General features: G+C 62.6%; 24 protein-coding genes. 1 reads left to right on the plus strand and 23 read right to left on the minus strand.

The features are described from left to right. Nucleotides 1-3 precede the first annotated feature (3 nt). Genes trbJ through ACM9HJ_RS28105 form a run of 6 tightly spaced genes read right to left on the minus strand, consistent with a single transcriptional unit; the run spans nt 4 to nt 5090 of the window. A complete protein-coding gene (gene trbJ / locus ACM9HJ_RS28080) occupies nt 4-699 on the minus strand; it encodes a P-type conjugative transfer protein TrbJ (RefSeq protein WP_416575106.1) in 696 nt (231 codons plus the stop codon). Then, complete coding sequence (gene trbE, locus ACM9HJ_RS28085) at nt 696-3122, minus strand: conjugal transfer protein TrbE (protein ID WP_416575107.1); 2427 nt, start codon at nt 3120-3122, stop codon at nt 696-698. The genes trbJ and trbE overlap by 4 nt, the downstream gene beginning before the upstream one ends. Beyond that, a complete protein-coding gene (locus ACM9HJ_RS28090) occupies nt 3116-3379 on the minus strand; it encodes a VirB3 family type IV secretion system protein (protein ID WP_416575108.1) in 264 nt (87 codons plus the stop codon). Before ACM9HJ_RS28090 ends, trbE begins: the two co-directional genes overlap by 7 nt. Continuing rightward, nucleotides 3376-3699, minus strand: a complete 324-nt coding sequence (locus tag ACM9HJ_RS28095; RefSeq protein ID WP_416575130.1) for a TrbC/VirB2 family protein — start codon at nt 3697-3699, stop codon at nt 3376-3378. Before ACM9HJ_RS28095 ends, ACM9HJ_RS28090 begins: the two co-directional genes overlap by 4 nt. A gap of 27 nt (nt 3700-3726) precedes the next feature. Further along, complete coding sequence (gene trbB, locus ACM9HJ_RS28100) at nt 3727-4695, minus strand: P-type conjugative transfer ATPase TrbB (RefSeq protein WP_416575109.1); 969 nt, start codon at nt 4693-4695, stop codon at nt 3727-3729. Then, entirely contained in the window at nt 4692-5090 is a 399-nt protein-coding gene (locus ACM9HJ_RS28105) for a CopG family transcriptional regulator (RefSeq protein WP_416575110.1), read from the minus strand. Before ACM9HJ_RS28105 ends, trbB begins: the two co-directional genes overlap by 4 nt. A gap of 210 nt (nt 5091-5300) precedes the next feature. Between ACM9HJ_RS28105 and ACM9HJ_RS28110 the strand changes: the two genes are divergently transcribed. Next, nucleotides 5301-5588, plus strand: coding sequence for an HU family DNA-binding protein (locus ACM9HJ_RS28110; RefSeq protein WP_416575111.1), 288 nt, complete (start codon nt 5301-5303; stop codon nt 5586-5588). Between the two features lie 48 nt (nt 5589-5636). Here the strand turns inward: ACM9HJ_RS28110 and ACM9HJ_RS28115 are convergent, their stop codons facing one another. From ACM9HJ_RS28115 to ACM9HJ_RS28195, 17 genes are all read right to left on the minus strand, one after another. Then, nucleotides 5637-7661 (minus strand): conjugal transfer protein TraG, encoded by a 2025-nt coding sequence (locus ACM9HJ_RS28115; RefSeq protein ID WP_416575112.1) that lies wholly within the window; start codon nt 7659-7661, stop codon nt 5637-5639. Between the two features lie 104 nt (nt 7662-7765). After that, nucleotides 7766-8134, minus strand: coding sequence for a DUF6768 family protein (locus ACM9HJ_RS28120; protein ID WP_416575113.1), 369 nt, complete (start codon nt 8132-8134; stop codon nt 7766-7768). Continuing rightward, nucleotides 8127-8696: an RNA polymerase sigma factor gene (locus tag ACM9HJ_RS28125; protein ID WP_416575114.1), complete on the minus strand. Its 570-nt coding sequence runs from the start codon at nt 8694-8696 to the stop codon at nt 8127-8129. Before ACM9HJ_RS28125 ends, ACM9HJ_RS28120 begins: the two co-directional genes overlap by 8 nt. A gap of 156 nt (nt 8697-8852) precedes the next feature. Next, nucleotides 8853-10067 carry a Na+/H+ antiporter NhaA gene (gene nhaA / locus ACM9HJ_RS28130; protein ID WP_416575115.1) on the minus strand — a complete coding sequence of 405 codons (1215 nt, stop codon included), beginning with the start codon at nt 10065-10067 and terminating at the stop codon, nt 8853-8855. A 172-nt stretch (nt 10068-10239) separates the two neighbouring features. Beyond that, complete coding sequence (rlxS, locus tag ACM9HJ_RS28135) at nt 10240-12228, minus strand: relaxase/mobilization nuclease RlxS (RefSeq protein ID WP_416575116.1); 1989 nt, start codon at nt 12226-12228, stop codon at nt 10240-10242. A 263-nt stretch (nt 12229-12491) separates the two neighbouring features. Next, nucleotides 12492-12857, minus strand: coding sequence for a hypothetical protein (locus tag ACM9HJ_RS28140; RefSeq protein WP_416575117.1), 366 nt, complete (start codon nt 12855-12857; stop codon nt 12492-12494). 286 nt (nt 12858-13143) lie between these two features. Further along, nucleotides 13144-13419: a hypothetical protein gene (locus ACM9HJ_RS28145; protein ID WP_416575118.1), complete on the minus strand. Its 276-nt coding sequence runs from the start codon at nt 13417-13419 to the stop codon at nt 13144-13146. Between the two features lie 224 nt (nt 13420-13643). Next, entirely contained in the window at nt 13644-14180 is a 537-nt protein-coding gene (locus ACM9HJ_RS28150; protein ID WP_416575119.1) for a lytic transglycosylase domain-containing protein, read from the minus strand. Then, nucleotides 14168-14650, minus strand: a complete 483-nt coding sequence (locus tag ACM9HJ_RS28155) for a S26 family signal peptidase (protein ID WP_416575120.1) — start codon at nt 14648-14650, stop codon at nt 14168-14170. Before ACM9HJ_RS28155 ends, ACM9HJ_RS28150 begins: the two co-directional genes overlap by 13 nt. Before the next feature lie 80 nt (nt 14651-14730). Continuing rightward, nucleotides 14731-14970: a helix-turn-helix transcriptional regulator gene (locus ACM9HJ_RS28160; protein ID WP_089290451.1), complete on the minus strand. Its 240-nt coding sequence runs from the start codon at nt 14968-14970 to the stop codon at nt 14731-14733. A 176-nt stretch (nt 14971-15146) separates the two neighbouring features. After that, nucleotides 15147-15485, minus strand: a complete 339-nt coding sequence (locus ACM9HJ_RS28165) for a DUF736 domain-containing protein (RefSeq protein ID WP_416575121.1) — start codon at nt 15483-15485, stop codon at nt 15147-15149. A gap of 492 nt (nt 15486-15977) precedes the next feature. Next, entirely contained in the window at nt 15978-18455 is a 2478-nt protein-coding gene (locus tag ACM9HJ_RS28170) for a S8 family peptidase (RefSeq protein ID WP_416575122.1), read from the minus strand. Nucleotides 18456-18466: 11 nt separating this feature from the next. Next, nucleotides 18467-19459, minus strand: coding sequence for an AAA family ATPase (locus ACM9HJ_RS28175; RefSeq protein ID WP_416575123.1), 993 nt, complete (start codon nt 19457-19459; stop codon nt 18467-18469). A gap of 174 nt (nt 19460-19633) precedes the next feature. Then, on the minus strand, nt 19634-20581 hold the full coding sequence (locus ACM9HJ_RS28180) for a 5'-nucleotidase (protein WP_416575124.1): 948 nt from the start codon (nt 20579-20581) through the stop codon (nt 19634-19636). After that, the gene (locus tag ACM9HJ_RS28185) at nt 20578-20997 is read right to left on the minus strand and encodes a hypothetical protein (RefSeq protein ID WP_416575125.1); all 420 of its coding nucleotides are present in this window, start codon (nt 20995-20997) and stop codon (nt 20578-20580) included. The genes ACM9HJ_RS28180 and ACM9HJ_RS28185 overlap by 4 nt, the downstream gene beginning before the upstream one ends. Then, the gene (locus tag ACM9HJ_RS28190) at nt 20981-22372 is read right to left on the minus strand and encodes a restriction endonuclease subunit S (protein ID WP_416575126.1); all 1392 of its coding nucleotides are present in this window, start codon (nt 22370-22372) and stop codon (nt 20981-20983) included. The genes ACM9HJ_RS28185 and ACM9HJ_RS28190 overlap by 17 nt, the downstream gene beginning before the upstream one ends. Continuing rightward, on the minus strand, nt 22369-23774 hold a 1406-nt coding region (locus ACM9HJ_RS28195; RefSeq protein WP_416575127.1), incomplete at its 5' end, for an N-6 DNA methylase. The genes ACM9HJ_RS28190 and ACM9HJ_RS28195, both read right to left, overlap by 4 nt.

The following is a 23774-nucleotide window of genomic DNA, read 5'->3' on the forward strand; positions in this document are numbered from 1 at the left end:
TCCTCAGCGGCTATAGGCGTGACCATCGCCCAGAAACTGCCGGGTGCGTTCCTGTGCCATGGCATTGACTTCGGCAATAGCGGCCTGGGTTTCGGCATCGGCGCGGTATTGGGCGGCCATCAGGCTTTGCAGCTGCATCTGCTGCTTGATAGACATGGCGAGGAGCTGGTTGCCCGCCTGCTGGGCCTGCAAGCTGCCATCTGCCCCCTGACTGCGATTGACCAGATCGGCCAGTAACGGCGCATCGGCCTGGATCGCGGTCACGATGCCCGACTGAACCCGCATGGTCTGCTGATAGGCGGCTCTGGCGCTGTGCCATTGGATGTCGGCCTGCTGGTCCAGGCTGGCGGCATCGGCACCCCGGTAACTGCCGGGGTAGGTGCGCTGCCAGGCGGCATCGCTACCGGCAAGATCAAAGCCGATACTGTCGGCCTGGATCATCAGCCCGTCGATGCGGTTCAAAGCGCTGGTGATCTGGCCCAGCGATGAATAATCCAGCCGCTGAAGCTGCCGGGCCATGTTCTGCAACATGGTGGCCTGATTTTGCAGGGTGCGGATCTGGTTATTGATCTGTTCCAAGGCGCGGGCGGCTTGGAGCACATTCTGGGCATGGTTGGCGGGGTCATAGACGGTGAAGGCATCCGCCCTGCCGATGATCAGGGTCACGGCCACCAGGGCCGCGAACAGCTTGGCGCTCATGGTTGGGTCTCCTCAGGGATTCGGTGGAGAAGGTCGGCCGCCCAATCCAGGCCCGCGGCACACAGCCAAGCGGCGGCAAAGCCACCCGGTCCGGCCTCAGCCATAACCTTGTCGATCAGCGCCTGCGATGCGGGATCGGAGGCCGCGCAGAAGGCCTTGGCCACGGGACCAAGACCCAACTGGAACAGCCGGTTGCCGCGCCTTGATTGCAGGTAGTAATCCCGCTTGGGCGTGGCCTGAGCGATAAGGCTGATCTGGCGGTCGTTGAGCCCGAAGGCCGCATAGACGGCCCTGGCCTGCGGTTCGATGGCGCGGTCATTGGGCAGGAAGATACGCTGCGGGCAGCTTTCGATCAGCGCCGGCGCTATGCTGCTCCCAGCGATATCAGCCAGGGACTGGGTGGCGAATAGTACCGCCACGTTCCGCTTGCGCAGAACCTTCAGCCATTCTCGGATCCGGGCGGCGAAAGCCGGGTTGTCGAGATAGACCCAGGCCTCATCCAGGATCAGCAGGGTGGGCGCGCCTGTGAAGCGCTCCTCCAACCGATGGAAAAGATAGGCGAGCACCGGCAGCACGGCACCCGTCCGGTGCAGCAGCGCCTCCATCTCGAAACACTGTACGGTGGCCAAGTCCAAGCCATCTGTGGCGGCGTCCAGCAAAGCGCCGTGCGGACCCTCCAGCGTGTAGGGCTGAAGGGCGGCCTTCAGCGGGTTGGATTGCAGCAGCAGAGACAGGCCAGTCAGGGTGCGCTGTTCCGCTGGTGCCCCGGCCAGACTGTTCAGCGCTGACCAGATGAGGTCCTTGATCTCTGGCGACACCGCGACCTGTTCATGATCCAGAAGGCCCGCAATCCAATCGGCAGCCCAGGCCCGCTGGTCGGGATCGTCAATGCGGCGCAGCGGCTGAAAGGACAGATCGCCCGTCTGCCCCAACGCATGGTGGCGACCACCCATGGCCAGTGTGGCGGCACGGGCAGAGTTGCCCTTGTCGAAGAAATAGACCTGGGCACCGGGATAGCGGCGGAACTGCAAGGCCATCAGGGCCAGCAGCACCGACTTGCCCGCGCCCGTCGGCCCCACCACCAGCATATGCCCGACATCGCCGACATGGGTGGAAAAGCGGAACGGCGTCGCCCCGGTGGTCTCGGCCTGAAACAGTGGCGGGCCATTCAGATGCCCATTGCGGGCAGGCCCTGCCCAGGTCGCCGACAGCGGCATCAGATGGACAAGGTTCAGGCTGTGAACAAGCGGTTGGCGGACATTGGCGTAGACATGGCCGGGCAGGCTGCCCAACCAAGCTTCCACCGCATTGACCCGTTCGGGAATGACGGTGAAACCCAGCCCGGTCAGCACCCGCTCCACAGCGGCCAGCTTATCGTCTGCCACCTGCTGGTCTGTATCCCAGACCGTGACACTGGTGGTCAGGTAGCCATAGGCAACATGGTCGGCACCAAGCGATTGCAGCGCCTCATCAACATCCATCGCCTTGTTGTCGGCATCGCTGTCCAGCAGGGTCGAGGGCTCATTGGTCATCACCTCGCGCAGCAGCGCACCGATGGTTTTGCGCTTGGCGAACCAGTGGCGGCGCAACCGGTTCAGACTGCGGGTGGCCTGCTCCTTGTCCAGCGGTATCCAGCGGGTGACCCAGCGATAGGGGAAATCCAGATGGTTCAGCCCATCCAGCAGGCCAGGGCTTGTCTGGTTGGGAAAACCCAGCACCGACAGGACCCGCAGATGCCGGTCGCCCAGCATCGGCTCCAGCCCACCCAACAGGGCCGTGTCCACCAGCAAGCCGTCCAGATAGAGCGGCACGTCCGGTACAGCGACAGGATGCCGCCGGGTGGAAATGCAGCCATGCAGATAGGTCAGCGTCTCGGCATCATCCAGATCGTGCTGTTCGGGCAGGATGGTTTGCAGCAGCCCCGCCAGCCGGAAGAATTCCTGCTGGAACTGATCCAACTCCCGCCGCCAGTCGCGCCGCCCAACAGACGAATTACCCCCATCCAGCAAAGCATTGCTGGCGCGCGCCTGAGTGTCGGGCGGCGGCAGATAGAGGACGGTCAGGTGGTAGACACTCTCGTAGTGGCTGCCTGCCCGTTCAAACCCGGCTCGGCGCTCCTGATCGACCAGCCAGGACGCAGCATCGGGAAAGGTACCGTCGGGATAGTCCGACGCCGGCACCCGTTCGGCCTCAAAGAACAATGCCCAACCCGATCCCAGCCGCCGCAGCGCATTGTTGGTGCGCGCCGACAGCGCGACCAGTTCCGCCTCCGTGGCGGAATCCAGGTCCGGTCCGCGATAGCGGAAGGTGCGCTGAAAGCTGCCATCCTTGTTCAGCACGGTGCCGGGGGCTACGAGCGCCGCCCAAGGCAGATGATCGGCCAGCCGGTCGGGTCGGGGGCGGTATTCGCGCAGGTTCAGCATGACCAGCCTCCCGCTTGACGCAGATGGCGGGCCAGGATGGCGGCGATGTGCGGATCGCGCCTGCTGACCAACACGGCGAGGCTATGCCCGCCGAGCGCCAGCAGCAGGCCCGCCAGCCATTGCTGGAGCCCCAGGCCGATGGCAGCGGCGATGGTGCCGTTAAGGATGGCCAATGCACGCGGGGCACCGCCCAGCCGGATCGGCTCGGTCAGTGCGCGGTGCAGCGGCACGGCGAAGCCTTCGGGCAGGTCCTTCATGGCAGCAGCGCCCCGCCGCCGAAGGAGAAGAAGGACAGGAAGAAGCTGGAGGCGGCAAAGGCCACCGACAGCCCGAAGACGATCTGGATCATCCGCCGGAAACCGCCCGAGGTTTCCCCGAAAGCCAGGGTCAGGCCCGTGGTGATGATGATGATCACTGCCACGATCTTGGCGACGGGGCCCTGGACGGAATCCAGGATGCGCTGGAGGGGATCCTCCCAGGGCATGCCAGAGCCTGCGGCATATGCGGGTGCTGCCAGCAGAATAGCCATGCCGGCAAAGGCCAGGGAACGCAAACGGGACACGCGGAACGGTCGCATGCGAAGCGGGGGCATATTGATCTCCTGTCAAATCTGTTGAAGGTCGGCCGGACCGAGAGTGACGATCCGGTAATCGCCATGGGCGTCCAACCCATCGGTGCGGGCGATGGCATCCACCCGACGCTGACCGCCACGGGATTGGATATGGACGATCAGGTCCACGGCCTCGGCGATCAGGCGACGGGGTACGGTAACCACCGCCTCCTGCGCCAGCTGTTCAAGCCGGTAGAGAGCGGCCTGGGCGGAATTGGCATGCAGAGTGGCGATGCCGCCGGGATGGCCGGTGTTCCAGGCCTTGAGCAGGTCAAGCGCTTCCCCGCCCCGGACCTCACCCACGATAATGCGGTCGGGCCGCAGCCGCAGGGTAGAGCGCACCAGATCACGCAAGCTGACCACGCCCGGTCGCGTGCGCAGCGCCACACAGTCCGGGGCGGCACATTGCAGCTCGCGCGTATCCTCGATCAGCACCAGCCGTTCCGCACTTTCCGTCAGTTCGGCCAGCAGGGCATTGGTCAGCGTGGTCTTGCCGGACGCGGTGCCGCCCGCCACCAGGATGTTACGACGCGCCCGAACGGCCCGGCGCAACGCGTCAGCCTGCAACGGCGACAGAATGCCGTCGCTGACATAGTCGGCCAGGGTCAGGATGCACGCCGCCGGTTTGCGGATGACAAAGCATGGGGCCGTCACCACGGGGGGCAGCAAACCTTCAAACCGTTCGCCCGTTGGCAGTTCCGCCGACAGGATGGGCCGGTCGGCATGGGTTTCGGCACCGACATGCGATGCCACCAGCCGGATCAGCCTTTCCACCTCCTCTGCCGGCACCTGCATGCCCGTAGCGGCTATCCCCTGCCCGGCTCGTTCCAGGCGCAGCATCCCGTCGGGATTGACCATCACCTCGGTCACGCTCGGGTCATCCAGGGCAGCGGCAATATCTGGCCCCAGGGCAGTGCGCAGCATAGAATGGCGGCGTTCATCCGCCTCGCGCCTGGGGCTCATGCTGTGCCCTCCCGACTGGCGGACAGGGTGCGGGTGGGGGCGGCGATCTGACGGCCCACCTGATCAATGAATTTCTGGAACCGCTCCTTGCCCACGGCATGGGCGGCCCGATCCGGTTCGGGTACCGGGGCCGTGACCGTCAGTTGGTAGCGGACATACAGCGCCAGGCTTTCCAGCATCACCTGCACATCCCGTTCGATGCGCTCCAACTGCCGCCCCTGCTGGTCCAGCCGGATGCGCAAGGCCTCCTCGATGCCATTGGCCCCTCGCCGGGTCAGGTATTGGCGCAGCGCATCGGCAACGATGGCGGATTTGGTCGTGCCCGGCTTGGCGGCCAGGGCCTCCAGCTGGGTCGACAATTCATCATCGAGATAGAGGTGATGGCGGGGTTTCATGGCCCGGCTCCAACAGCGGAAATGTTGGTGCCAAGCGTGGGACAGAGCGGCGGAATCTCTTATGGCCGTTACCTACGCCCTTATTCGATCTGCACCAGGGTCGGCTATCCCCCTGTCCATCCAGGTAACTGGTCAGCGGCCGATCATTCAGGGTAAAGGCTTGGAAATCGGGCACGCTGTTGGTGCCGGTAATGCAGAACGGATTGAGAGATGACGGAAAAGATCAGCAAGGACGACCTCGCCACCATCGTGGCTGAGGTCACGGGCAGCACCAAAGTCAGCGGCAAAGAAGCCGTGGAGCGTATCCTGGGAGCCATTGCCACCGGCCTGAAGGATGGCAAGGAGATCAATCTGGCTGGCTTTGGCAAGTTCACGGCCCAGCAGGTGCCGGAACGTCAGGGCCGCAACCCGCAGACGGGGGCACCGACCACCATCGCCGCCCAGACCAAGGCCAAGTTCTCGCCGGCCAAGGCGCTGAAGGATGTGCTGAACGGCTGATCCGGATGGCGATGCCCCACCCAGCGGGCATCGCCCATCCCATGGAGGTCAGAAGTTCGGCAGCAGATCGTCGCGCGATCCTTCGTTGATCGCGTGGGCACGGGCCACGTTTGACAACCGGTCCATGGCGCGTTTGTCCGCCGCGACATCCGTCTCGTCATCGGCAGACCCGAACAGGTCAGCACCGTCAGGGTCGACCTGTTTGGCCGTTCCCTCCTCCGACAGCCCCGGATGACGCTGCTGCTGTAGACCACCCTCCGTCAGTTCATCCAACGCGGTGTCGTCATCCTCCTCGGCCAGACGCTGATCCATGCCGCGCACCTGTTCACCCCAATCATCGGATCGGGCTGGGGGACAGTCAGCATAGGGGCCATCCGACAGGGTTGGGGCCGGCAACACCCGTTCCGTGAAGTTTCGGTCCTCGTAATAGCGGAGCTTGCGCGCACGTATCGGGGACAGGCCGGACACCAGCACCAGCTGATCCGTCGGCGGCAACTGCATCACCTCGCCGGGCGTCAACAGGGGGCGGGCCGTTTCCTGTCGGCTGACCATGACATGGGAGAGCCAGGGGGCCAGCCGGTGGCCGGCATAGTTGCGCTGCGCCCGCAATTCGGTGGCCGTGCCCAGCGCGTCCGAGATGCGTTTGGCCGTGCGCTCGTCATTGCTGCTGAAGGCGATGCGGACATGGCAATTGTCCAGGATGGCATTGTTCTCGCCATAGGCCTTGGAGATCTGGTTCAGGCTCTGGGCGATTAGATAGGCGCGGATGCCATAACCCGCCATGAAAGCCAGGGCCGTTTCAAAGAAATCCAGCCGCCCCAAGGCCGGGAACTCATCCAGCATCATCAGCAACTGGTGCCGCCGCCGCTTGGCGGGGTCACCCTCCAGCCGCTCGGTCAAACGCCGCCCGATCTGGTTCAGCACCAGACGCACCAGCGGTTTGGTACGGGAAATGTCCGATGGCGGGATCACGAGGTAGAGCGACACCGGTCGCGGCGCATCCACCAGATCGGCAATCCGCCAGTCACAGGCCGCCGTCGTCGCCGCCACGGTCGGATCACGATAGAGGCCCAGGAACGACATAGCGGTGGACAGCACACCCGACCGCTCATTCTCCGACTTGTTCAGCACCTCCCGTGCCGCTGACGCGACAACGGGATGCACGATGGGCTTATCGGGCGTGCCCAGATGGTTAGTCGCCATCATCCGGCGCAAGGTATGGGCAAAACTGCGCCTGGGATCGGACAGGAAGGTGGCCACGCGGGCCAGGGTCTTGTCCTCCTCGGCATACAGTACATGCAGAATGGCCCCGACCAGCAGGCTGTGGGAGGTTTTCTCCCAATGGTTCCGGCGTTCCAGCGCCCCCTCGGGATCGACCAGGATGTCGGCAATGTTCTGGACATCACGGACCTCATCCGGCCCTTTGCGCACCTCCAGCAACGGGTTGTAACGGGCCGAGCGCGGATCGGTCGGGTTGAACAGCAGGCTGTGCGAGAAGCGCGCCCGCCACCCCGCCGTCAGCTGCCAGTTCTCGCCCTTGATGTCATGGATCACCGCCGATCCCGTCCAGGACAGCAGCGTCGGCACCACCAGCCCCACACCCTTGCCCGACCGGGTTGGGGCAAAGGCCATGACATGTTCTGGCCCATCGTGCCGCAGATACCGCCCCCCCAACCGCCCCAGAAAGACCCCCGCCGGCCGAAACAGCCCCGCCCCCTCCACCTCCCGGCGGGTCGCCCAGCGCGAGGAACCATAGGTCGTGACCATCCGCGTCTGCCGGGCGCGCCGCAGCGACCCGATAATCGCAGCAGCACATCCCATAAAACCGCTGGCCCCGGCCAACATGCCGGCCTTGTCAAACACATGCGGCGCATAGGCCTCGTACCAGTACCACCATTCAAACAACTGCCAGGGGCGGTAGACGGGCCAACCGGCGATGACGGTCCAAGCAGGGCCGAGCTGTGCCTGATAACCCAACATGGAAGCCGCCCATTGCGTCGCCGCCCAGACGCCCAGGATAACGATGGTGAAGACGACTAGGATCTGGCCGATCAGCAGCTTGGTGGGGGTCATGGGGGCCTCCGAGAGCAGAACCCCTCGGATGATGGATGCGACGCGCGGAATGAAAAATCCCGCTCACATACGCCCAGCTACGATGCCAACAGGCTGATTCAGTTCTACTTCTGCCGCATGCTTGCGATCTGAAGTTCGATCCGCTTCAGTTCCTGCATCAAGCGGTTGGTGTGCAGGGCCGGGCCCATTGACAGTTTGATGATCAAAGCCGCCAGCAACAAGACAGCCGCCGGGAAGCCCAGTTGGATGGCCGTCAACACCTCTGTCGCCCCGAAGAACAACCAGGCGAGCCAGACGCCACCTGCAAACAGCACCGCTTGCACACCCATCTGGACGGCATTCACCCAACCGACCGGGCCAGTGAACAGGCCGCCGACTTGTTTGAAATATCCAGGCCCATCCCCCATCCGGCGCAGTATATCGCGCTCTTCGGCGCTCAAGGCTTGTTCGATGACATGATCAACATCACGCATGGTCTTTCTCCTCCAAAAAGCTACGAAGCCGACGCCGGGCATGCAGCAACCGGGTCTTGACGGTTCCAACGGGAATGTCGAGCGCCACCGCCACTTCAGCGACGCTCATCTCTTCGAGGTAGAACAGGGCGATGGCGCTGTGCTGGTCCGGCGGAAGCCGCTGGATCAGACCCATGACACGGGCTGCATCCAGATGGAGATCCGGGTCAACCCGCGCTCCCTGCATTTCCACCAATTCCTCACAAGCCAGTTGCTCCGACAGCTGCCGGTGCCGAATGGCCCCCGCAATCTGCCGCGTGCAAGCACGCGACACGATGCGGTACGCCCAGGCTGGAAAGGCCCTTTCATCAGTCAGCCGGCGCAAGCCAGCAGCGATTTCGAGCCACCCGGTCTGTGCTGCGTCGTGCGCCTGCTCCATGTTCCCGGTCATACGCCAGGCGTGGGCAACCAGCTTTCGTTGCCAGCGATGGGCGAGAAGGTTGAACGCCCCGGCATCGCCACCTTGGGCGGCGATAACCAGGAATTCATCCAATACTCTGTTTTCGCCGACGGCCATCGCCATGGTCCCTGTTGCCTACGACAATAAGGTGCGCCGGGAGGGGATGTCGGTTCACACCACCAGCGAAAATTTTTGGTGGCGATGAAGACAGCATCGGCCAGCGTTTCGCCGACCGATGCCGCTCACAGTCGAAATGGCCGACCTTGAGGCCGGGTACTGTCAGACGACGGAGAGTGCAACCGACCGCCGGTGTGAGAAGCGCAGAACAAGATAGCCTGCAAGGCCCGCGATCAGTGAACCAGCCAGGATGCCGAACTTCACGCGATCCTGCAGGGCCGGATCGTCAAAGGCCAGCAAGCCGATAAAGAGGCTCATAGTGAAGCCGATACCACAGAGCAGGGCGACCCCGAAGACCTGGGGCCAACTGGCAGCCGCTGGCAGGGTGGCCCAACCGGCCCGGACCAGCAGAAACACAGCGCCGAACACGCCGACGAGCTTTCCGATGACAAGGCCGCCCGCGACCCCCAAGGACAAAGGCTCCATCAGCACGGAGGGCGTTACCCCGGCAAACGACACGCCCGCATTGGCAAACCCGAAGATCGGAACGATCAAGAACCCGACCGGCTTGTGAAGGGCATGTTCCAGCCGGTGCAGCGGGGATGTTGCGGGCGACGCCTCCGGCATTCCTGGCGTCCGGCGAATCGGAATGACCAGGGCCAGCAGAACCCCGGCAACAGTCGCATGGACCCCGGAGCGATACACCAGAACCCAGAGAACAATGCCCAAGATCAGATAAGGGACCAGCGAGTTCACCCCCCGGCGATTGAGAGCGAACAGCACAGCCACAATGGCCGCAGCACCTGCAATATCCGGCAGGGACAAGCCACTGGTGTAGAACAGGGCGATGATGATCACCGCACCAAGATCATCAATGATGGCCAGCGCCGCCAGAAACACCTTCAGTGAGGATGGCACACGCGGCCCCAGCAGCGACAGCACGCCCAAGGCGAAGGCGATATCGGTAGCCGCAGGGATAGCCCAGCCATTGGCTGCCTGTGGATCGCTATGATTGAAGGCCAGATAGACCAGAGCCGGAACTGCCATGCCGCCAAGGGCGGCCGCGCCAGGGAGAAGTCGGCGTGTCCAGCTCGACAACTGGCCGTCGGTCATCTCGCGTTTGATCTCCAGTCCCACCATCAGGAAGAACACCGCCATCAAGGCGTCATTGATCCAGTGCTGGACGCTCAACGGCCCGAGATAGGCCTTGAGGCTGGAGAAGTAGATTTCCGACAGGGGTGAATTGGCGATGATGATCGCCAGGGCGGCAACAGCCATCAACAGGAGGCCGCCGGAGGCTTCGCTATCCAGAAAGCGGCGAAGCGTGGAGTTTATCCGTCCCTTGCCGGACGGGATCGGGGAATGGGTTGCAGACATGCTTGCACACACCTCGAACGGGGTTTCATTTGGTCTCCGTTGGTTGTGGAAAGCCCGGCGCACGCAGCACACGCCAAAGCCTTGTCAAATATAGGTATCCAGCGCTGATGCTTCCAGCGAAACCGGTCTCGGCTTGGGCAAAAACCGCACAGCCCAACAGCCGCCCCGACCGTTACCCGACTGTCGGCCCGCCACGCTGTCGCCCGAAGTTCCAGGTCACGCCATCCCCACTAACCGTCCCCAACACTTGCTGTCCCAGATGCCGCTCCAAGACGGGCCGCCAGGGCACCAGGGTGAAGTCACGGCTGCGTTCGATCAGGGCCAGTTTCTCACTAGCAAGGGTTACCGTCCGGCGATAGGTGCCCTCGACGGACTGGCCACGGGCGAGGCTGACATAGGGCAAACCCAGTTCATCAGACAGTTGGCCAGCAACCCGCAGCACCTCTCGCCGCCGCAGGGTCGCCAGCAGGTCGGCGCGGTAGAAGGTTCGACCCTGCTCCTCACGGGCCAGATCCTCGACCATCAGCCACTGTCGGCGGCGGTCCTGGGCGTCACGGACCTCACGACCGAAACCAGCATCGCGCAGCGGCACGGGGTTGGAGGCGACCAGTTCGCTGTCCAGCCAAGTGGCACCTTCGGTGGTGATCTGCTGTTCCAACGGCAGGGTAGACAGCATCCGGACAGTGACCGAGTTGAATCGAGCCTGGGTGCGTTCATAATCAGCGACGCGGTCCAGGTGGTCGGGTTGGATAATCCAGGCGCCATCGGGTTCGCGGGTAACGGCGTTGGTCAGGCGGCGCATCGCCTCCAGCCGCCGGACATGCGTTTCGGCAAAGGCCTCACTGGCCGTGGGATCGTGGCGCAAGTGGATGTCGATGCTGTATCGGCCATCATGGGCCGAGGCGATGTCCATGATACGTCGGTCCATCGGGCGCGGATCGGTGGCACGCGGTTCCACGCGCAGGATGCTGCCCAACGGTGTTGGCTCTGTGGCCTCACCCTTGCCGATATCGACATAGTGGGTGCGACCATCGGTGGCGTCGATGATCAGATAATGGCGGTCACTCATCTCATCCGACAGGCCGCGCGCGATGATACGGCCGGTGATTGGCGGAGCGTTGGCGGCACCGGGATCATGGATGAGCAGATCATTCGGCGTGCGGGTCAGATTCTGCGCGGTCAGTTCCCGATGCAGGGTCTTGATGATATCGCCGCGCTCGCCCATGCGGCGCAGGGTGGTTTCCAGGTCAGGGTCGAGCCGCCATTGACCAGCGCCCAGGTCCTCGGCCAAGCCCAACCGTTCCAGCTTGCGCAGACGGCCCGTGCGCAGGGCCTGCTGAAACGGGTCGCGGTCACTGCCCGACACGAGCTGATCCGGCCCCCGGTCCCGCAGCAGACGCCGGTCCAGGCTGGTGAACCGTTCCTGCTCCACCTCCCGGCGCAGCTTTTCCTGAACCTCCAGGTCGGTGCGGGGGCCCAGATCCAGGCTGACGATCTCCGCGGCGCGTTCGCGCATGCCGTAGGAAAGATATTCCCGCGCGATGATCAGGTCTTTTACGCGATCATCTTGGCCCCTGACGATGACGTGGCTGTGCGGATGGCCCGTGTTGTGATGATCAACCGCTACCCAATCGAGCCGCGTATCCAGATCCTGTTCCATCTGCGCCATCAGGCGACGGACAAGGGGCTTCAGGTCGTCATACTGATCACCATCTTCCGCCGAGATGATGAAGCGGAACTGGTGGCGGTCGCCGTCGGCGCGGTCGAGGAACGCCCGTCCGTCCAGTTTGTCCTGATCGGCTCCATAGAGCTGACCCGCCTGCCCATCACGGGTCACACCATCGCGCTGGATATAGCGCAGATGGGCACGGGCGCTGGCCATGCCCTTGCCCGCCAGTTTGACGATGCGGGATTTGATAATCACACGGCGCTGCCGAAAGGCTGCAAACTGGTCGCGCGAGGCCAGCACCCGGCCCACACCGGCACCGCGCCCAATGCGGCTGCCGTCAAAGCGGCCTGACCGGCGGGTGAAACTCAGCGGCCCGCCCCTGGCCAGAACGGTTGCCGCCAGCACCCGGTTCAGGAAGCGTTTGCCACGCCGCCCGGAGGCGCTGCGCATGCGGCCCAGACGGGGGCGGAAGTCATGATCATCGCCGAACATCGCGGTCTCTCCCAATCCGAGGCTGGCAAAGCGGCGCTGGGCGGGGTTAGCGCCAGAATGGTGCCGATCCCGCCCCCCTGGCACCACCGCAAGACCCCAAAAGGGATGTGCAGACAGGGGGTTACGGGGGCGCTGGCACCACCGTTTTATCTTGCCCTACAGCGCCCCTGATCAGCACCCGCGCTTATCCACGCCCTTCTACGCTCTCATGCTGGAAAGAAAGGGAGCGACCGCCTGAACCGCCGCTCCCGTATCAGCGCCGCCTATCGACATGCGGCATTCTGGAAGGCCTTCTCGGCGGCGTCGCGCGTGGCATAGGCCCGCTGACGGGTCATGGAATGCAGACGTTTATCGCCATCAACAACGCAGCTGGCGACGATGAATTCGCTGCGAAAATGGCTCAGGATGAGGATGCAGTGAAGGCCTTCTGCGCCGTCATCATCGCCCATCCATTCGCCCAGATAATGCTCCTGGAAGCGGCCATCCCAGATGAATTCGGGACGTTCGGCGGTGATGAAACGCTCGACATTGGCCATCAATCCGTCGCTGCCGAACTCGGTCCGGACGTCATCGACAAGGGCGTCGAAACGGTCGATCGCGGCCTGGGGATGCGCTGCAATGAACGGCATGGGAACCTCCTTGGCTGGCGTCCTCCTGATCGAGGACGAGGTTCCCGTCCAGCCGGAGAGGGGCCGGTCAAGGACGCCGCAGGCGCCGCAAAGCGGGGCGCGGGGGAACCAAAATGCGCAGCATTTTGGGGGGACCGCGCATCCTTGACGGGTCCCGCTGCCCGGCTGGTACGATGGGCGGAGCGAGATGAGAAACCCCTCCCCCGCCGCATTCAGGGGCCAGATCACGGATGCCGGAGGCCTCCAGAAAAGGGAGCGGCATCCAGAGGACACCGCTCCCGTCATGCTATGCCGTCAGCAGCATCAGCCGTTTCTGGGCGGCCAAGGTCTCCAGGGCCAAAGGGTTCTGACGGACCCGATCCTGAACCTGACACACCCGGTCCCACGGCCCGGTATTCTCCATGGGATCATCGGCTGAGCCGACGTACATCGGCGCCTGATTGCGGACATGAATGGCCTGCTCCAGGCTCTGGATAAGGGCAAAGGCCAGGCGGCGTTGACGCCAATAGGCATCGGTTCCGCGGATCGGTGTAACAGTCTCGGTCACCATGATCTCCTCCATCGCTGTCGTCCCCGTCATCGAGGACAGCGCCTGGCATCAGCCGGAGCGGGGCCGGTCAAGGAGGCCGCAGGCACCGCGAAGCGGGGCGCGGGGGAGCCAAAATGCGGAGCATTTTGGGGGTACCGCGGATCCTTGACGGGGCCCGCTGCCCGGCTGGTACGATGGGCGGACTGAGATGAAGTCCCCTGCTCAACCGTCTATCGCCCAGTGCTCCCAGCCTTGGACTAGGGCGCAAACAATCGGCTGTCTCGGCTGTCAGGGCTGTTCAGCGGCACGAACAGCCCGCTGGTGCCGCCTGCTGGCAATCCCAATCTGGCGTCGAGTTTTGCCAGATAGGCCTGGGTCTCGGCTGGCAATGGCGTACCGTCACGCAAATAGGCCTCATAACGCGCGGGCCCGGCATTATAGGCGGCGAAGAGGCCGGGATAGCCGAAGCGGTTGCGCTTTTCGGCAAGGTAAGCGCTGCCCGCCATGATGTTGGCGGCAGGGTCCAGGACGTCGCCCTCGATACCATATCGGTCGCGCATCTCCGCCCAGGTATCTGGCATCAATTGCATCAGGCCCAGCGCGCCCTTGACCGATACGGCACTGGCATCGCCGCCGCTTTCCGCCGTGATGACGGCCTTTATCCAGTCCTGCGGCAGGTCAAAACGATGGGCAGCGGCTGTCACCGCTGTATCGTAAGGAGCATGATCCGTCGCACCGGCAACCGCTGTAACCATAAGCGCAAAGGTCAGCCCAACGGCCTTCAGCGCAGCCATAGTGGCACCAGCCGACCGATGACATGCACCGACGACAGCGGCCCGAAATAGCGGCCATCCACGGACTCTGCCGCTGGCATGAGGAACAGGATTTCTCCTGCAGACAATACCCGACAGCCCTCCCACCAGGGCAACGGACGGCCTGCCTTGTCGGCCTTCTGACGCACGGCGACCGTGTCGCCATTGATGGCGATGACATCGCCCTTGGCGCAGACATGATCCCCGCCCATAGCCGCCACCTGCTTGATCAGCGGCACACCGCGCGGGAGATAGCCCCGCCGTGCCGCCATGTCGGCAATGCTCTCCGGCGGTGTTACGAGAGCCAAATCGCCCGGGTGCAGGCGGGTTTCCGGCAGCACCAGATAAAGCCCAAGGGGGGCCGAAGCGCTGCTGTTCCACACCAGGATCGGCTCCGGGCGAGCCATCACCGAAAAGCCCAGCGCCGCCAATGCCGCGCCTGCAAGCAGCAAGGCCCGACGCCGTGAAGTCCGAGACAAGCGGCGACGCAATGGGCGGCGTTGCGACTTCTGTTGCGACATCGGGGCGCAATTCATGACGCATCCCCTTTGTCTGAAGTGCTGTCGCGCCGTTCCCCCAATGACCAGGCATCCAGGTCATCAATGTGGTAGCGGACATAGCGCCCGTGCTTGCGAAAGCGCGGGCCACCGCCTGTCAGGCGCATCTTTTCCAGGGTCCGATGCGACAGGCCGATATAGAAGGCAGCCTGTGCCGTGTTCAGAAACGGGCTGCCTTTGCGGGCTTTTGCCGCTCGATTGACCTCATCCTCCATCTCACCGCTCCTCGGGTGACAGCGGCGGGGTTCGCCGCAGATGGGGAGAGCATGGCGAACGGGGGCGTGGTTGCGGACGCTCGCAAATCCATCCCCTTGAATTCCGATCCCCCTGCCCCCGAACAGGCGAAAAGCCCCGTCCCGGCGGTGCCGGAACGGGGCTGAAAAGGCCGGGATCAGCGGTCGCGGGGCTCCCACAGGGCGATGTGGGTGGTGCCGTCATCGGCCGGATGTTCCAGCTTGACGAGGCGGGCACGCACCCAATGGGGACCGAATTCTGGCGCACCGATCTTGAGGTTCAGATAGGTCTCGCCGCTGGACTTGGCGACCTGGGACCAGCCGGCACCGACCTCGTAGCGCTGGCCGTTGCCGGCAAAGACGCGGTGGTCGGGGGCATTGTCGGACAGCTTGGTCACCGGAACGATGGTGAGCGAAGCGGTGACGTTGAGGGTCTTGAGGATGCCCGAGAAGCTGCCGTCGTCGAGCTTGGTGAAGGTGCCGAGGGTGATGGCCATGATCTGTCTCCTACGCTGCGGTCGCGGGACCATCCCCGCGATGTCCCCGGCGTCAGAGCCCGCAAAGGTGACCAGCGCCACCCGAGCAAAGCGAAGGGCCGCAACAAAGTGGAGGACCCTGGGGTGGAGAAAATTTGTTCCGCGCGGAATGCCGGAACCGGGGCCCCGCCCAATCGGCGGGGTGGTTCCGGCAGGGGAAATTTTCTAGACATCCCCAGGGTTGGCGCGGGCACCGCGGGCTCTACGCCAACAGGAGGACAGCGGGGATGGGGCTGTGATTGTGCGGCGAAACGGAGAGGTGTGGCCGTCTGCAAAGGCGCAATCCACCGCTCAAAGTACGGCTTTGGGGCCTGCTGAGACGGATAATCACGCGCCGTTTCAAAGTGATGGAAAGATCCAGCCTGCCGCTAAAACCGCGCACCTTTGACGACAGCAGCGCACGCGCTCCCATGCCACGCCCAGGAACTTCGTCGCAAAATGCGCTCGGTCCTGTCACCGAACCGAAATGGGGACGGAAACTTGGTTCGCCACCGGTGTGTAGAGATCGACGTTGGTTCCGGGGGCGCGGATCGTGACGATCAACGCATATCGCGCCGCCGTATTCCATCGGTCCAGATGAGGCTTTTCTTTCCACCAACCACCGACAGGATAGATACCAATCGCATCGCGCCCGGCCAGATCAGCGGCTGTGCCCCTCCACCAATCTGAATGTAGGGAGCCCCGGTCACGAACGGTGCCGCCCAGGTACCAATTATCGTCTCCTGCACCCGACGATACCGAAATACCATCCTCTTCCTCACGGGCGACCCGATTGATTCGCCGACGGAAATCGTCAACCGTTTCAGTCGCCCGCTTAACGGCGAAGCGCAGATTGTGGGAGGCATAGCGATGCCGCCGCGTCCAACCCCGCTCACCCGGATTTGGTTCGACGAAGTAGGACAGGGTGATCCGAAACTCGACAGGCATTTCCCCCAGGGCCAGCAGTTCACGACGGGGCCATGGCAAGCGATGCAGCCGCATATCCTTCGATTTCGCGGTGCTTGACCTCTGCTCTTTGTCGAATGGGTTAAGTTCATCCTCAATCAGCAGGGTCAGATCGTTGCTGGCGCTGAGAATCGCCCGGTCGAAATCCGGCACACCATAGCCGTACCGGCGAAGGAGGGAGTGCAATTCAGCCTTCGACCGGCCTGCCATGCGGGCCTGCATTGCCGGTGTCCATTCAGCAGAATGGACGATCAGACCGCGTACAGTTTCCGGCCAAAGACCAGGACGGGCCGCCATGATTCGGGCGGCCATGTTCGCTGCCAGTGCAGATGCACCGCTGGTGTCCCCAATCGTGTCCAATAGCCGGAGGTTGGGCTTGGAATGGGTGGTCAACAGGCGGAGATCGTCGATGGGCTCTGGGGCCTGCAAACCATCATCGGCGAAGTTACCGCCCTCGAATACCACATCGGGCTTGATCGGCCACTGCCTGCTCCAGGTGACCGAGGTGCGGGAACTGGGCGAGAGATCGCCCGGCGCACCAATCGGCTGCCACCCCCGATAATCTGGATCAGTGATGTTGACCTTGTCAGTATAGGCCCCAACCGTCAGAGCGTTCCAGGCTTGGGCCGGGTCTTCGACCGGTGCCAGATCATTGGCGTCAAGGTAGGTGGCAGAGGCCAGCCCATCACGGATGTTCCCCGCTGACACCACCAGCAGCCGCCGCTGTTCCTCATCAAAGCAAAGCTGATCAACGGCGGCTGACCATGATGAGGGCTTACCCGGCACGGGGTTCGCGCTGGTAATCGCCATGCAGACTACCCGTGGCCGGTGTGGTGCCTGCAACTCGACCCTGGCGACGGCCTCCATCGTGATCGCGCCATACAGCTCTGGATCATTATGCCCATCGGGCGGCAGGATTTTGACGCTTTCCAGCCGATGCTGGAGATCAACGGCGTCTGTACCAGCCAGCAAGGGATGGAGATCACCATAGATCGCCACCCCTGACATGGCCGTGCCATGTCCATTCCAAAACGCGGCGGTGTCCGCCCTTCCCCATGTCGGTTCGACAGTGTGCATGTCTGTTTCGTCCAGCACTGGCTGGATCAGCGGGTGACGTTGGGTCACCCCGCTATCCAGCAGGCAGACCGCCGGTGCCGCCATGCCGGGCGGATTGATCCTGGAAAGAAGTTCGTCGCTCCATTCCGCCTGCTCACCCCCGCCCAGGCCCAGGAACATTGCGGGAGTGTCTTTGGCAAGACGCAGTTCCGCCACCGCATCGCAGTTGCGGATGAGGCGCGTCATGGTGGCCGCATCGGCCAAGGCCAACACGACATCCCGTTCACGGAAGCTGACTATATGTTCCCGGCGTTGGATATTCAGCCGGTCGGCAACGTGCATGAACCGTTCCCGTGTATCCCGACGCAGCCAGACTTCCCACCAGACCGGCTGCCCCGATGGTGGAAACAGCCCGACGTCGTCGGTGAACAAAGATTGCACCGTCGCGATCTGGACATTGTCCATGCGGGCGACAAGCGCCTCGTTCGCTGGACGGCCAGTCCGGGTGTTTCTCGCTGGATCACGATAGGCTTCGACCTTATCCAAGTAATAGGTTTCGGCCTCCGCAGGCACAAATACCGTGGCCTCTATATAGGAATTGGCACCATCGCCAGTCTCTTTGGTGGACACCACCTCCACACGTTTCGGTCGATTGCTCAGCTTGTCGATAGCTTCGCCCTCACCGTGCGGCACGGCGATTTGCAGGTAGAAGCCCGGCTCCCCATCGGCGATGGTCGGTTCCCGCGCCGCCACTTCTCCTCGCCCGGCCTGGATGGCCTGGGCAATCGCCGCTGTCAGCGCGGCGGCATGTTGCTCCCGGTCGCGGTAGGGCGGTCGCCGGGTCGTTGGCTGGGAAGGGTTGGTGTATCGTTCCGTCTGGCCGGTCCCCTCAACGCGGAGGTGCGGCCGATTGCGCGGCGGTTGGGGCATGGGCGGATGGGTCAGTCCTGGTGGCGGGATGCTCTTTGTCGTTCGGTGACAGCGGCCAGAATGGCATCCATGCTGATCTTGGTGCCGCCGCCCAGGATCGTGGTCTTGGCGGCCTCATCGGCGGCGCGGGCCGCCTCAGCGTGGCTGAGTCCCTGGGCGGCATCTGCAACCTTGGCCCAGGCCAACCGTGGCGTCTGAAACGCGGCCAGCCGGTTGCGCATCAACCGTTCCAGCAGGCCCGCATCCGGCAGGTCATATTCGATCACATCGTCGAACCGGCGAAACAGCGCGCGATCCAGCAGGTCCGGGTAATTGGTGGCGGCGATGATCAGGCTGTCGCTGTCATCCTGTTCCAGGAATTGCAGGAAGGAATTCAGAACGCGGCGGATTTCGCCGACGTCATTCTCACTCGACCGTTTGGCCCCGATGGCATCGAATTCGTCGAACAGATAGACACCACGGGTCATCCGCATCGCATCGAACACCAACCGCAGCTTCCCCGCCGTATCTCCCATGAATTTGGAAATCAGACTGTCCAGCACGACGGTGAACAGGGGCAGGTGCAGTTCACCCGCCAGCGCCGCCGCCGTCATGGTCTTGCCCGCCCCCGGCGGCCCGACCAGCAACAGTTTACGGCGGGGGGACAGCCCATGGTTCCGCAACACGCTTTGCTGGGTCTGCTCCAACAAGGTGCGGCGCAGGCGGGATTCGGTTTCCGCCGTCAGCACCATGCTGGCCAGCCGCACATCGGAATAGCGAACGGTCAGCAGGTTGGCCAATTCCCCCTTGGCCTGGACCAGGGGGACCGGGCCGGAACGTTTGGGCACCACCGCCGAACGCCGCTCCTTGGCATGGTCGATCAGTTCACGCAGTTCCTGCGCCAGCTTGCCATGGCCCTGACGCGCCTCATGCGCTGCCAACTGCATGGCCACGCTGAGGAAATGATCCTCATCCCCTTCGATGTGGCTCTTTAACAGAGCGACGATGTGGCGGGCCGTGGTCATGCTACTGCGCTTTGGGGATCGCTCCCCCCTTCTGGTTCCGTCCCCTCCGCAATGCCGCGAAGGTACACTTAAAGTGTCCTTTCAAGATACGGGCGGTCCGGGGATTACGCCAGCACTGGCAGCGGCCCGCCGGTGATTTTGCATTCGAACACGGCCCCCATCAGCATATCTTGGTCACGCCGAAGCTGGAATAACGGGTTTCGCGGGGTCATGGGGGCCGGGCACCAGCCCAGCGGAAACCACACCGGCTGCACCGAAAACATGCTTGGCCTGATCGTCAAAGAAGATATGAGCACCGAAAGCCTTCAGGATCGGGGCCTTTGCGTGTGTACCCACGAAATGCGCCTCATCAGCGGGCGTACCCCAGGCACGCAGCGTGTGGATAACACGCGCATGGGCCGGGGCATTCCTGGCCGTGACGATGGCAATGCGGACACGACTGGTAAATTCATCATGCCCGACCTGACGGCGCAGAACCGACAGCTTGTGCAGGAAATTGCCAAATGGCCCCCGGCTCATCGGCACCTGGGCGTTGTTGCGCTCATTATCAAGAAACGCAGCAAGCCCCTGGGTTTTGTAGATGTTGTCAGACTCGTCACTGAACACGACAGCATCGCCGTCCAAGGCAAACCGTACCTCGTCATCGGGAGCCTCAGGCTGGTCTATCGGCGCTATCCCCAGCTTTGCAGCGGCAGCCCCCGCCGCGACGGCCCCGCGTACATCCTCCTCCTCGTTGGACAGGAAAAGGTCGATGTTCCAGGCCTTGATGAAGGGGGCCACGGATCGCCCGCTGGTGAAGCTGCCCCGTTCGATCTTCAGCCCGTAATGTTCAATGGAATGGAAGGCCCGCAGCGACAGGTCGGGTGAGTTTCTGGACAATACGATCACCTCCACCAGCGGTGGCGCGCCTTTTGGGTTCAAGGCGAGCAGGCGGCGAATGACCTCAAAGGCCGTTCCCCTTTCCAGGACCGTCTTTTCCCGTTCAAGCTGAAGCTTGATATAGGCGGGAACACCCTCCTCCTCAAACACCCGGTGTTCTTCCTCCAGGTTGAACAGGGCGCGCGTGGAAACGCCAATGACCAAGGGTGGGGGCGGAACGACCTGGAGGACTTCGCTGCTCATTCTTGATCCCTTGGGGGTTGGCATGGATGGTTGACGACAGCCGGGGCTGTATCTGCGGGATACGGCGGCCCGCCGGTGATTTCATATTCAAAGACCGCCCTGTGATGCTCCCAGCGCACCCTGGCCGCCTTTGCCTCATCATGATAGATTATGGTCCAGTCTGGCAGTTCGGCTTTGACCCGCCGGGCCAGGGCAAGGCCCTGGGCCGCGAAATCATCCAGGGGGAAGGGTTTGGGATCGGGCATCCCATCCTCACAATCCCGGTCATACCATGCAGCCCAGGCCCGGATATCGGCCCGCAACCCGTCCGACAAGGGAAGGTCATCGGGCGTGTGGGCATAGCCCTCGCTGTCCCACACGCCATCGGCGGCATAATCCGCCATGACACGGACCCAGCGGTCAGAAAAGCCCACCATCCGCCGCACCTTTGGCTTTGCGACCCCGCTTCACGGCGGGGGCAGCGGCCCGCGCCGCGCAGATGCGGTCCAGCAGTTTGGAGGCCGGTTCGTCATTGGGGTCCTGGGGGACGAGCTGGCCGGTGAAGGCTTTGTCGAGGATGGAGGCGTCGAGGCGGTCGATTAAGTTTCGGGCACTTCGGAACTCCACCTCTAGCACCTGCAAACCACGAAGAAGATGCTCAATGCGCTTGACGATTTCCTTTGCCTCAGCAATTGGAGGGATCGGAACATTTGTTGCCGTTACGTCTCCTTGATTAATACTTGCCTGATTTACCGCCCATTTTGCGCCCGACGTGAGTCTTCTCTTGCCCTCTGGAGATTTAAGAAAAAGACAAATGTACTCTGGGCTGTAATTAGAAAAAACCCTAAATCTCATCATATTGCTTTCAAATAAAATCCCATCATAGGACTTGCCAATAAGGATCGATTTACCCAAATGCGATGGTGAGTTCACTCTATTAATTACAATGTCCCCAGGAGTTAATTTATATTTTTCAATATCTTCATTGCTGACATTTACAAGTTTCAGTCCATCAAGATTATCGCTGGTAAAATCCTGGTAATTCTCAATTCTTAGAATGGGAACACCATCTCCATACTGAGACTTTGGCAAGTACAGACCATTCTGCGGCCCATCCTCAATCAACTTACCAAGGCTGCAAAGGCGCCATCCTGACGGTAGTTCACCATTTCGAAACGCTTCCCGATCATTGCGTAGGTCTGCCGTCAGGTCGCCCCGGAAGGCGGCTTCCAGCACGGCTTGGCGGTAGCGTTCGATCAGCTTGGGGATGTGGGCGAGTTCGTCCCGTGCCCGCGATGATCGGGCGAACAGGGAGTCGATCTTGGCAACGATGCGGTGTTGTTCCGGCTCCGGCGGCAACGGCATTGGACGGGGTCCAAGATCGCCATCGTTGATTGCAGGATACATGGTTCCATCCATGCCCTGGCTAATAGCGTCAACGAAAGGCTGAGAAGACACATATCGGAAAAGAAATTTTGGTTCAATACCGTTCGCGGGGCGTAGAACTGCAATGCCCGTTGAAGTTAAATTCCCATCATGAGAATCTCCGGCAAGGGCAATATTTTTCAAATAGGTCCGCACCGTCGCAAAAAGGGTGTCGCCTTTGGCAACCAATCGACGCGCCCTAGAAGGTGCATCTTTTCCCAAAAATGATTTTGGTGACCGAATCTCCAAGCGTTCGTTATCGATACTACCTATGTCGATATATTGGAACTCCTTATCAGGCGTTCTAGTTGGGTCGATGGTATCAAACGGAACTGTGATAGCCCCAAGCGTCGTCTCAGCCCACCCCTTAGGCAATTCCCCGCTCACTCTGCCGCCTCCTGCACCAACGCCGCGTCCCCGCCCACTTCCTCCGTCAAGGCGGCAATCTCCTCCAGTGCCGCTTGCAGGTGGGCCATGATGGCGGCGGCGATGTCCGTCGGTTCGGTCAAACCATCTTCCGGGTCGCCGCTGTCATCGCGCAGCCACGCGATATCCAGATTGTCATTGCGTTCGGCGATCTGGGCGCGGGTGAAGGCGCGCCAGCGCCCCGTCTCGCCCTGGCCATGACGCGGCGCACGGCCCAGCGGGTCGTCGCCGAAGCAGGTCTCGAAATCCTTGAAATGCACGTCCGTCAACGGTCGGGTCTTGCCAAAGGCGGGCATGTCGGCCCGCATGTCATAGACCCAGGTCTGTTTGGTGTTACCCCTGGACGCCTTGCCACGGGTGAAGAAGATCACGTTGGTCTTGACGCCCTGGGCATAAAAAATGCCCGTGGGCAGGCGCAGGATGGTGTGCAGGTCGCACCAGTCCAGCAGCATCTGGCGCAGGGCGCGGCCTGCATTATCCTCGAACAACACATTATCCGGGATCACCACGGCGGCGCGGCCACCGGGCCGCAGGGCGCGGATGATATGTTCGACAAAGGCCAACTGCTTGTTGGAGACATCGGCAGTGACGGAAAAATCCCCGCGCGTCGGCCTGCCGCCGCCCTTCTTGGTGCCAAAGGGCGGGTTGGTGATGATCACATCGGCCTGACCCAGCGCCTCCCCCTCATGCGACAGGGTATCACCCTGCTGCACGCCAGAACCGCTGTCGCCGGTGATGCCATGCAGCATCAGGTTCATCAGGCACAGGCGGTGTGTATCCGGCACCAGTTCCAGCCCGACAAAGGCGTTGTTGCGCTGGAAAAAGCGCTGGGCCTCGGGCAGGGCATACAGTTTGTCCGTGTTGCCCTTGATGTAATGGTCGGCGGCGACCAGAAAGCCCCCGGTCCCGGCGGCGGGGTCCTGGATCACCTCCCCCGCCTGCGGCTTGATCAGGCGGATGATGCTGTCGATCAGGGGGCGGGGGGTGAAATACTGCCCGGCACCGCTTTTTTTCTCCGCCGCGTTCTTTTCCAGCAGCCCTTCATACAGGTTGCCCAGCCCCTCTTCCCGCGCGCTGAACCAGTCCAGCCCGTCAATGGCCTCGACCAGCGCTTTCAGGTTGGTGGGTTTTTTCAGGCGGCTTTGCGCTTCAGCGAAAATGGCCAGCACCAGCCCACGCCCCTGGGTGCCCAGGTCCAGAAGCAACTTTTTATAGAAGTTCAGTTGCTCCATCCCCTCCCGCTGCCGAAGGTCGTCCCAGCGCTGGCCCACCGGCAACTGGTTCTCGCCCCCCGTTTCCGCCAGCATCTTCAGGAACAGCAGATAGGTCAGCTCGGTGACATACTCATGATAGGTGATGCCAT

The sequence above is a fragment of the Niveispirillum sp. KHB5.9 genome (assembly GCF_048066115.1).
Lineage (GTDB): Bacteria > Pseudomonadota > Alphaproteobacteria > Azospirillales > Azospirillaceae > Niveispirillum.

What these genes read in the sequence shown, in the direction of transcription:
- ACM9HJ_RS28150 (WP_416575119.1), bottom strand. Translation starts at nt 14,180, where the DNA reads ATGGCTGCGCTGAAGGCCGTTGGGCTGACCTTTGCGCTTATGGTTACA.
- ACM9HJ_RS28170 (WP_416575122.1), bottom strand. Translation starts at nt 18,455, where the DNA reads ATGCCCCAACCGCCGCGCAATCGGCCGCACCTCCGCGTTGAGGGGACC.
- ACM9HJ_RS28095 (WP_416575130.1), bottom strand. Translation starts at nt 3,699, where the DNA reads ATGCGACCGTTCCGCGTGTCCCGTTTGCGTTCCCTGGCCTTTGCCGGC.
- trbB (WP_416575109.1), bottom strand. Translation starts at nt 4,695, where the DNA reads ATGAGCCCCAGGCGCGAGGCGGATGAACGCCGCCATTCTATGCTGCGC.
- ACM9HJ_RS28185 (WP_416575125.1), bottom strand. Translation starts at nt 20,997, where the DNA reads ATGGTGGGCTTTTCTGACCGCTGGGTCCGTGTCATGGCGGATTATGCC.
- rlxS (WP_416575116.1), bottom strand. Translation starts at nt 12,228, where the DNA reads ATGTTCGGCGATGATCATGACTTCCGCCCCCGTCTGGGCCGCATGCGC.
- ACM9HJ_RS28105 (WP_416575110.1), bottom strand. Translation starts at nt 5,090, where the DNA reads ATGAAACCCCGCCATCACCTCTATCTCGATGATGAATTGTCGACCCAG.
- ACM9HJ_RS28145 (WP_416575118.1), bottom strand. Translation starts at nt 13,419, where the DNA reads ATGGAGGAGATCATGGTGACCGAGACTGTTACACCGATCCGCGGAACC.
- ACM9HJ_RS28115 (WP_416575112.1), bottom strand. Translation starts at nt 7,661, where the DNA reads ATGACCCCCACCAAGCTGCTGATCGGCCAGATCCTAGTCGTCTTCACC.
- ACM9HJ_RS28180 (WP_416575124.1), bottom strand. Translation starts at nt 20,581, where the DNA reads ATGAGCAGCGAAGTCCTCCAGGTCGTTCCGCCCCCACCCTTGGTCATT.
- ACM9HJ_RS28120 (WP_416575113.1), bottom strand. Translation starts at nt 8,134, where the DNA reads ATGCGTGATGTTGATCATGTCATCGAACAAGCCTTGAGCGCCGAAGAG.
- nhaA (WP_416575115.1), bottom strand. Translation starts at nt 10,067, where the DNA reads ATGTCTGCAACCCATTCCCCGATCCCGTCCGGCAAGGGACGGATAAAC.
- ACM9HJ_RS28160 (WP_089290451.1), bottom strand. Translation starts at nt 14,970, where the DNA reads ATGGAGGATGAGGTCAATCGAGCGGCAAAAGCCCGCAAAGGCAGCCCG.
- ACM9HJ_RS28175 (WP_416575123.1), bottom strand. Translation starts at nt 19,459, where the DNA reads ATGACCACGGCCCGCCACATCGTCGCTCTGTTAAAGAGCCACATCGAA.
- trbE (WP_416575107.1), bottom strand. Translation starts at nt 3,122, where the DNA reads ATGCTGAACCTGCGCGAATACCGCCCCCGACCCGACCGGCTGGCCGAT.
- trbJ (WP_416575106.1), bottom strand. Translation starts at nt 699, where the DNA reads ATGAGCGCCAAGCTGTTCGCGGCCCTGGTGGCCGTGACCCTGATCATC.
- ACM9HJ_RS28110 (WP_416575111.1), top strand. Translation starts at nt 5,301, where the DNA reads ATGACGGAAAAGATCAGCAAGGACGACCTCGCCACCATCGTGGCTGAG.
- ACM9HJ_RS28125 (WP_416575114.1), bottom strand. Translation starts at nt 8,696, where the DNA reads ATGGCGATGGCCGTCGGCGAAAACAGAGTATTGGATGAATTCCTGGTT.
- ACM9HJ_RS28090 (WP_416575108.1), bottom strand. Translation starts at nt 3,379, where the DNA reads ATGAAGGACCTGCCCGAAGGCTTCGCCGTGCCGCTGCACCGCGCACTG.
- ACM9HJ_RS28140 (WP_416575117.1), bottom strand. Translation starts at nt 12,857, where the DNA reads ATGCCGTTCATTGCAGCGCATCCCCAGGCCGCGATCGACCGTTTCGAC.
- ACM9HJ_RS28165 (WP_416575121.1), bottom strand. Translation starts at nt 15,485, where the DNA reads ATGGCCATCACCCTCGGCACCTTCACCAAGCTCGACGACGGCAGCTTC.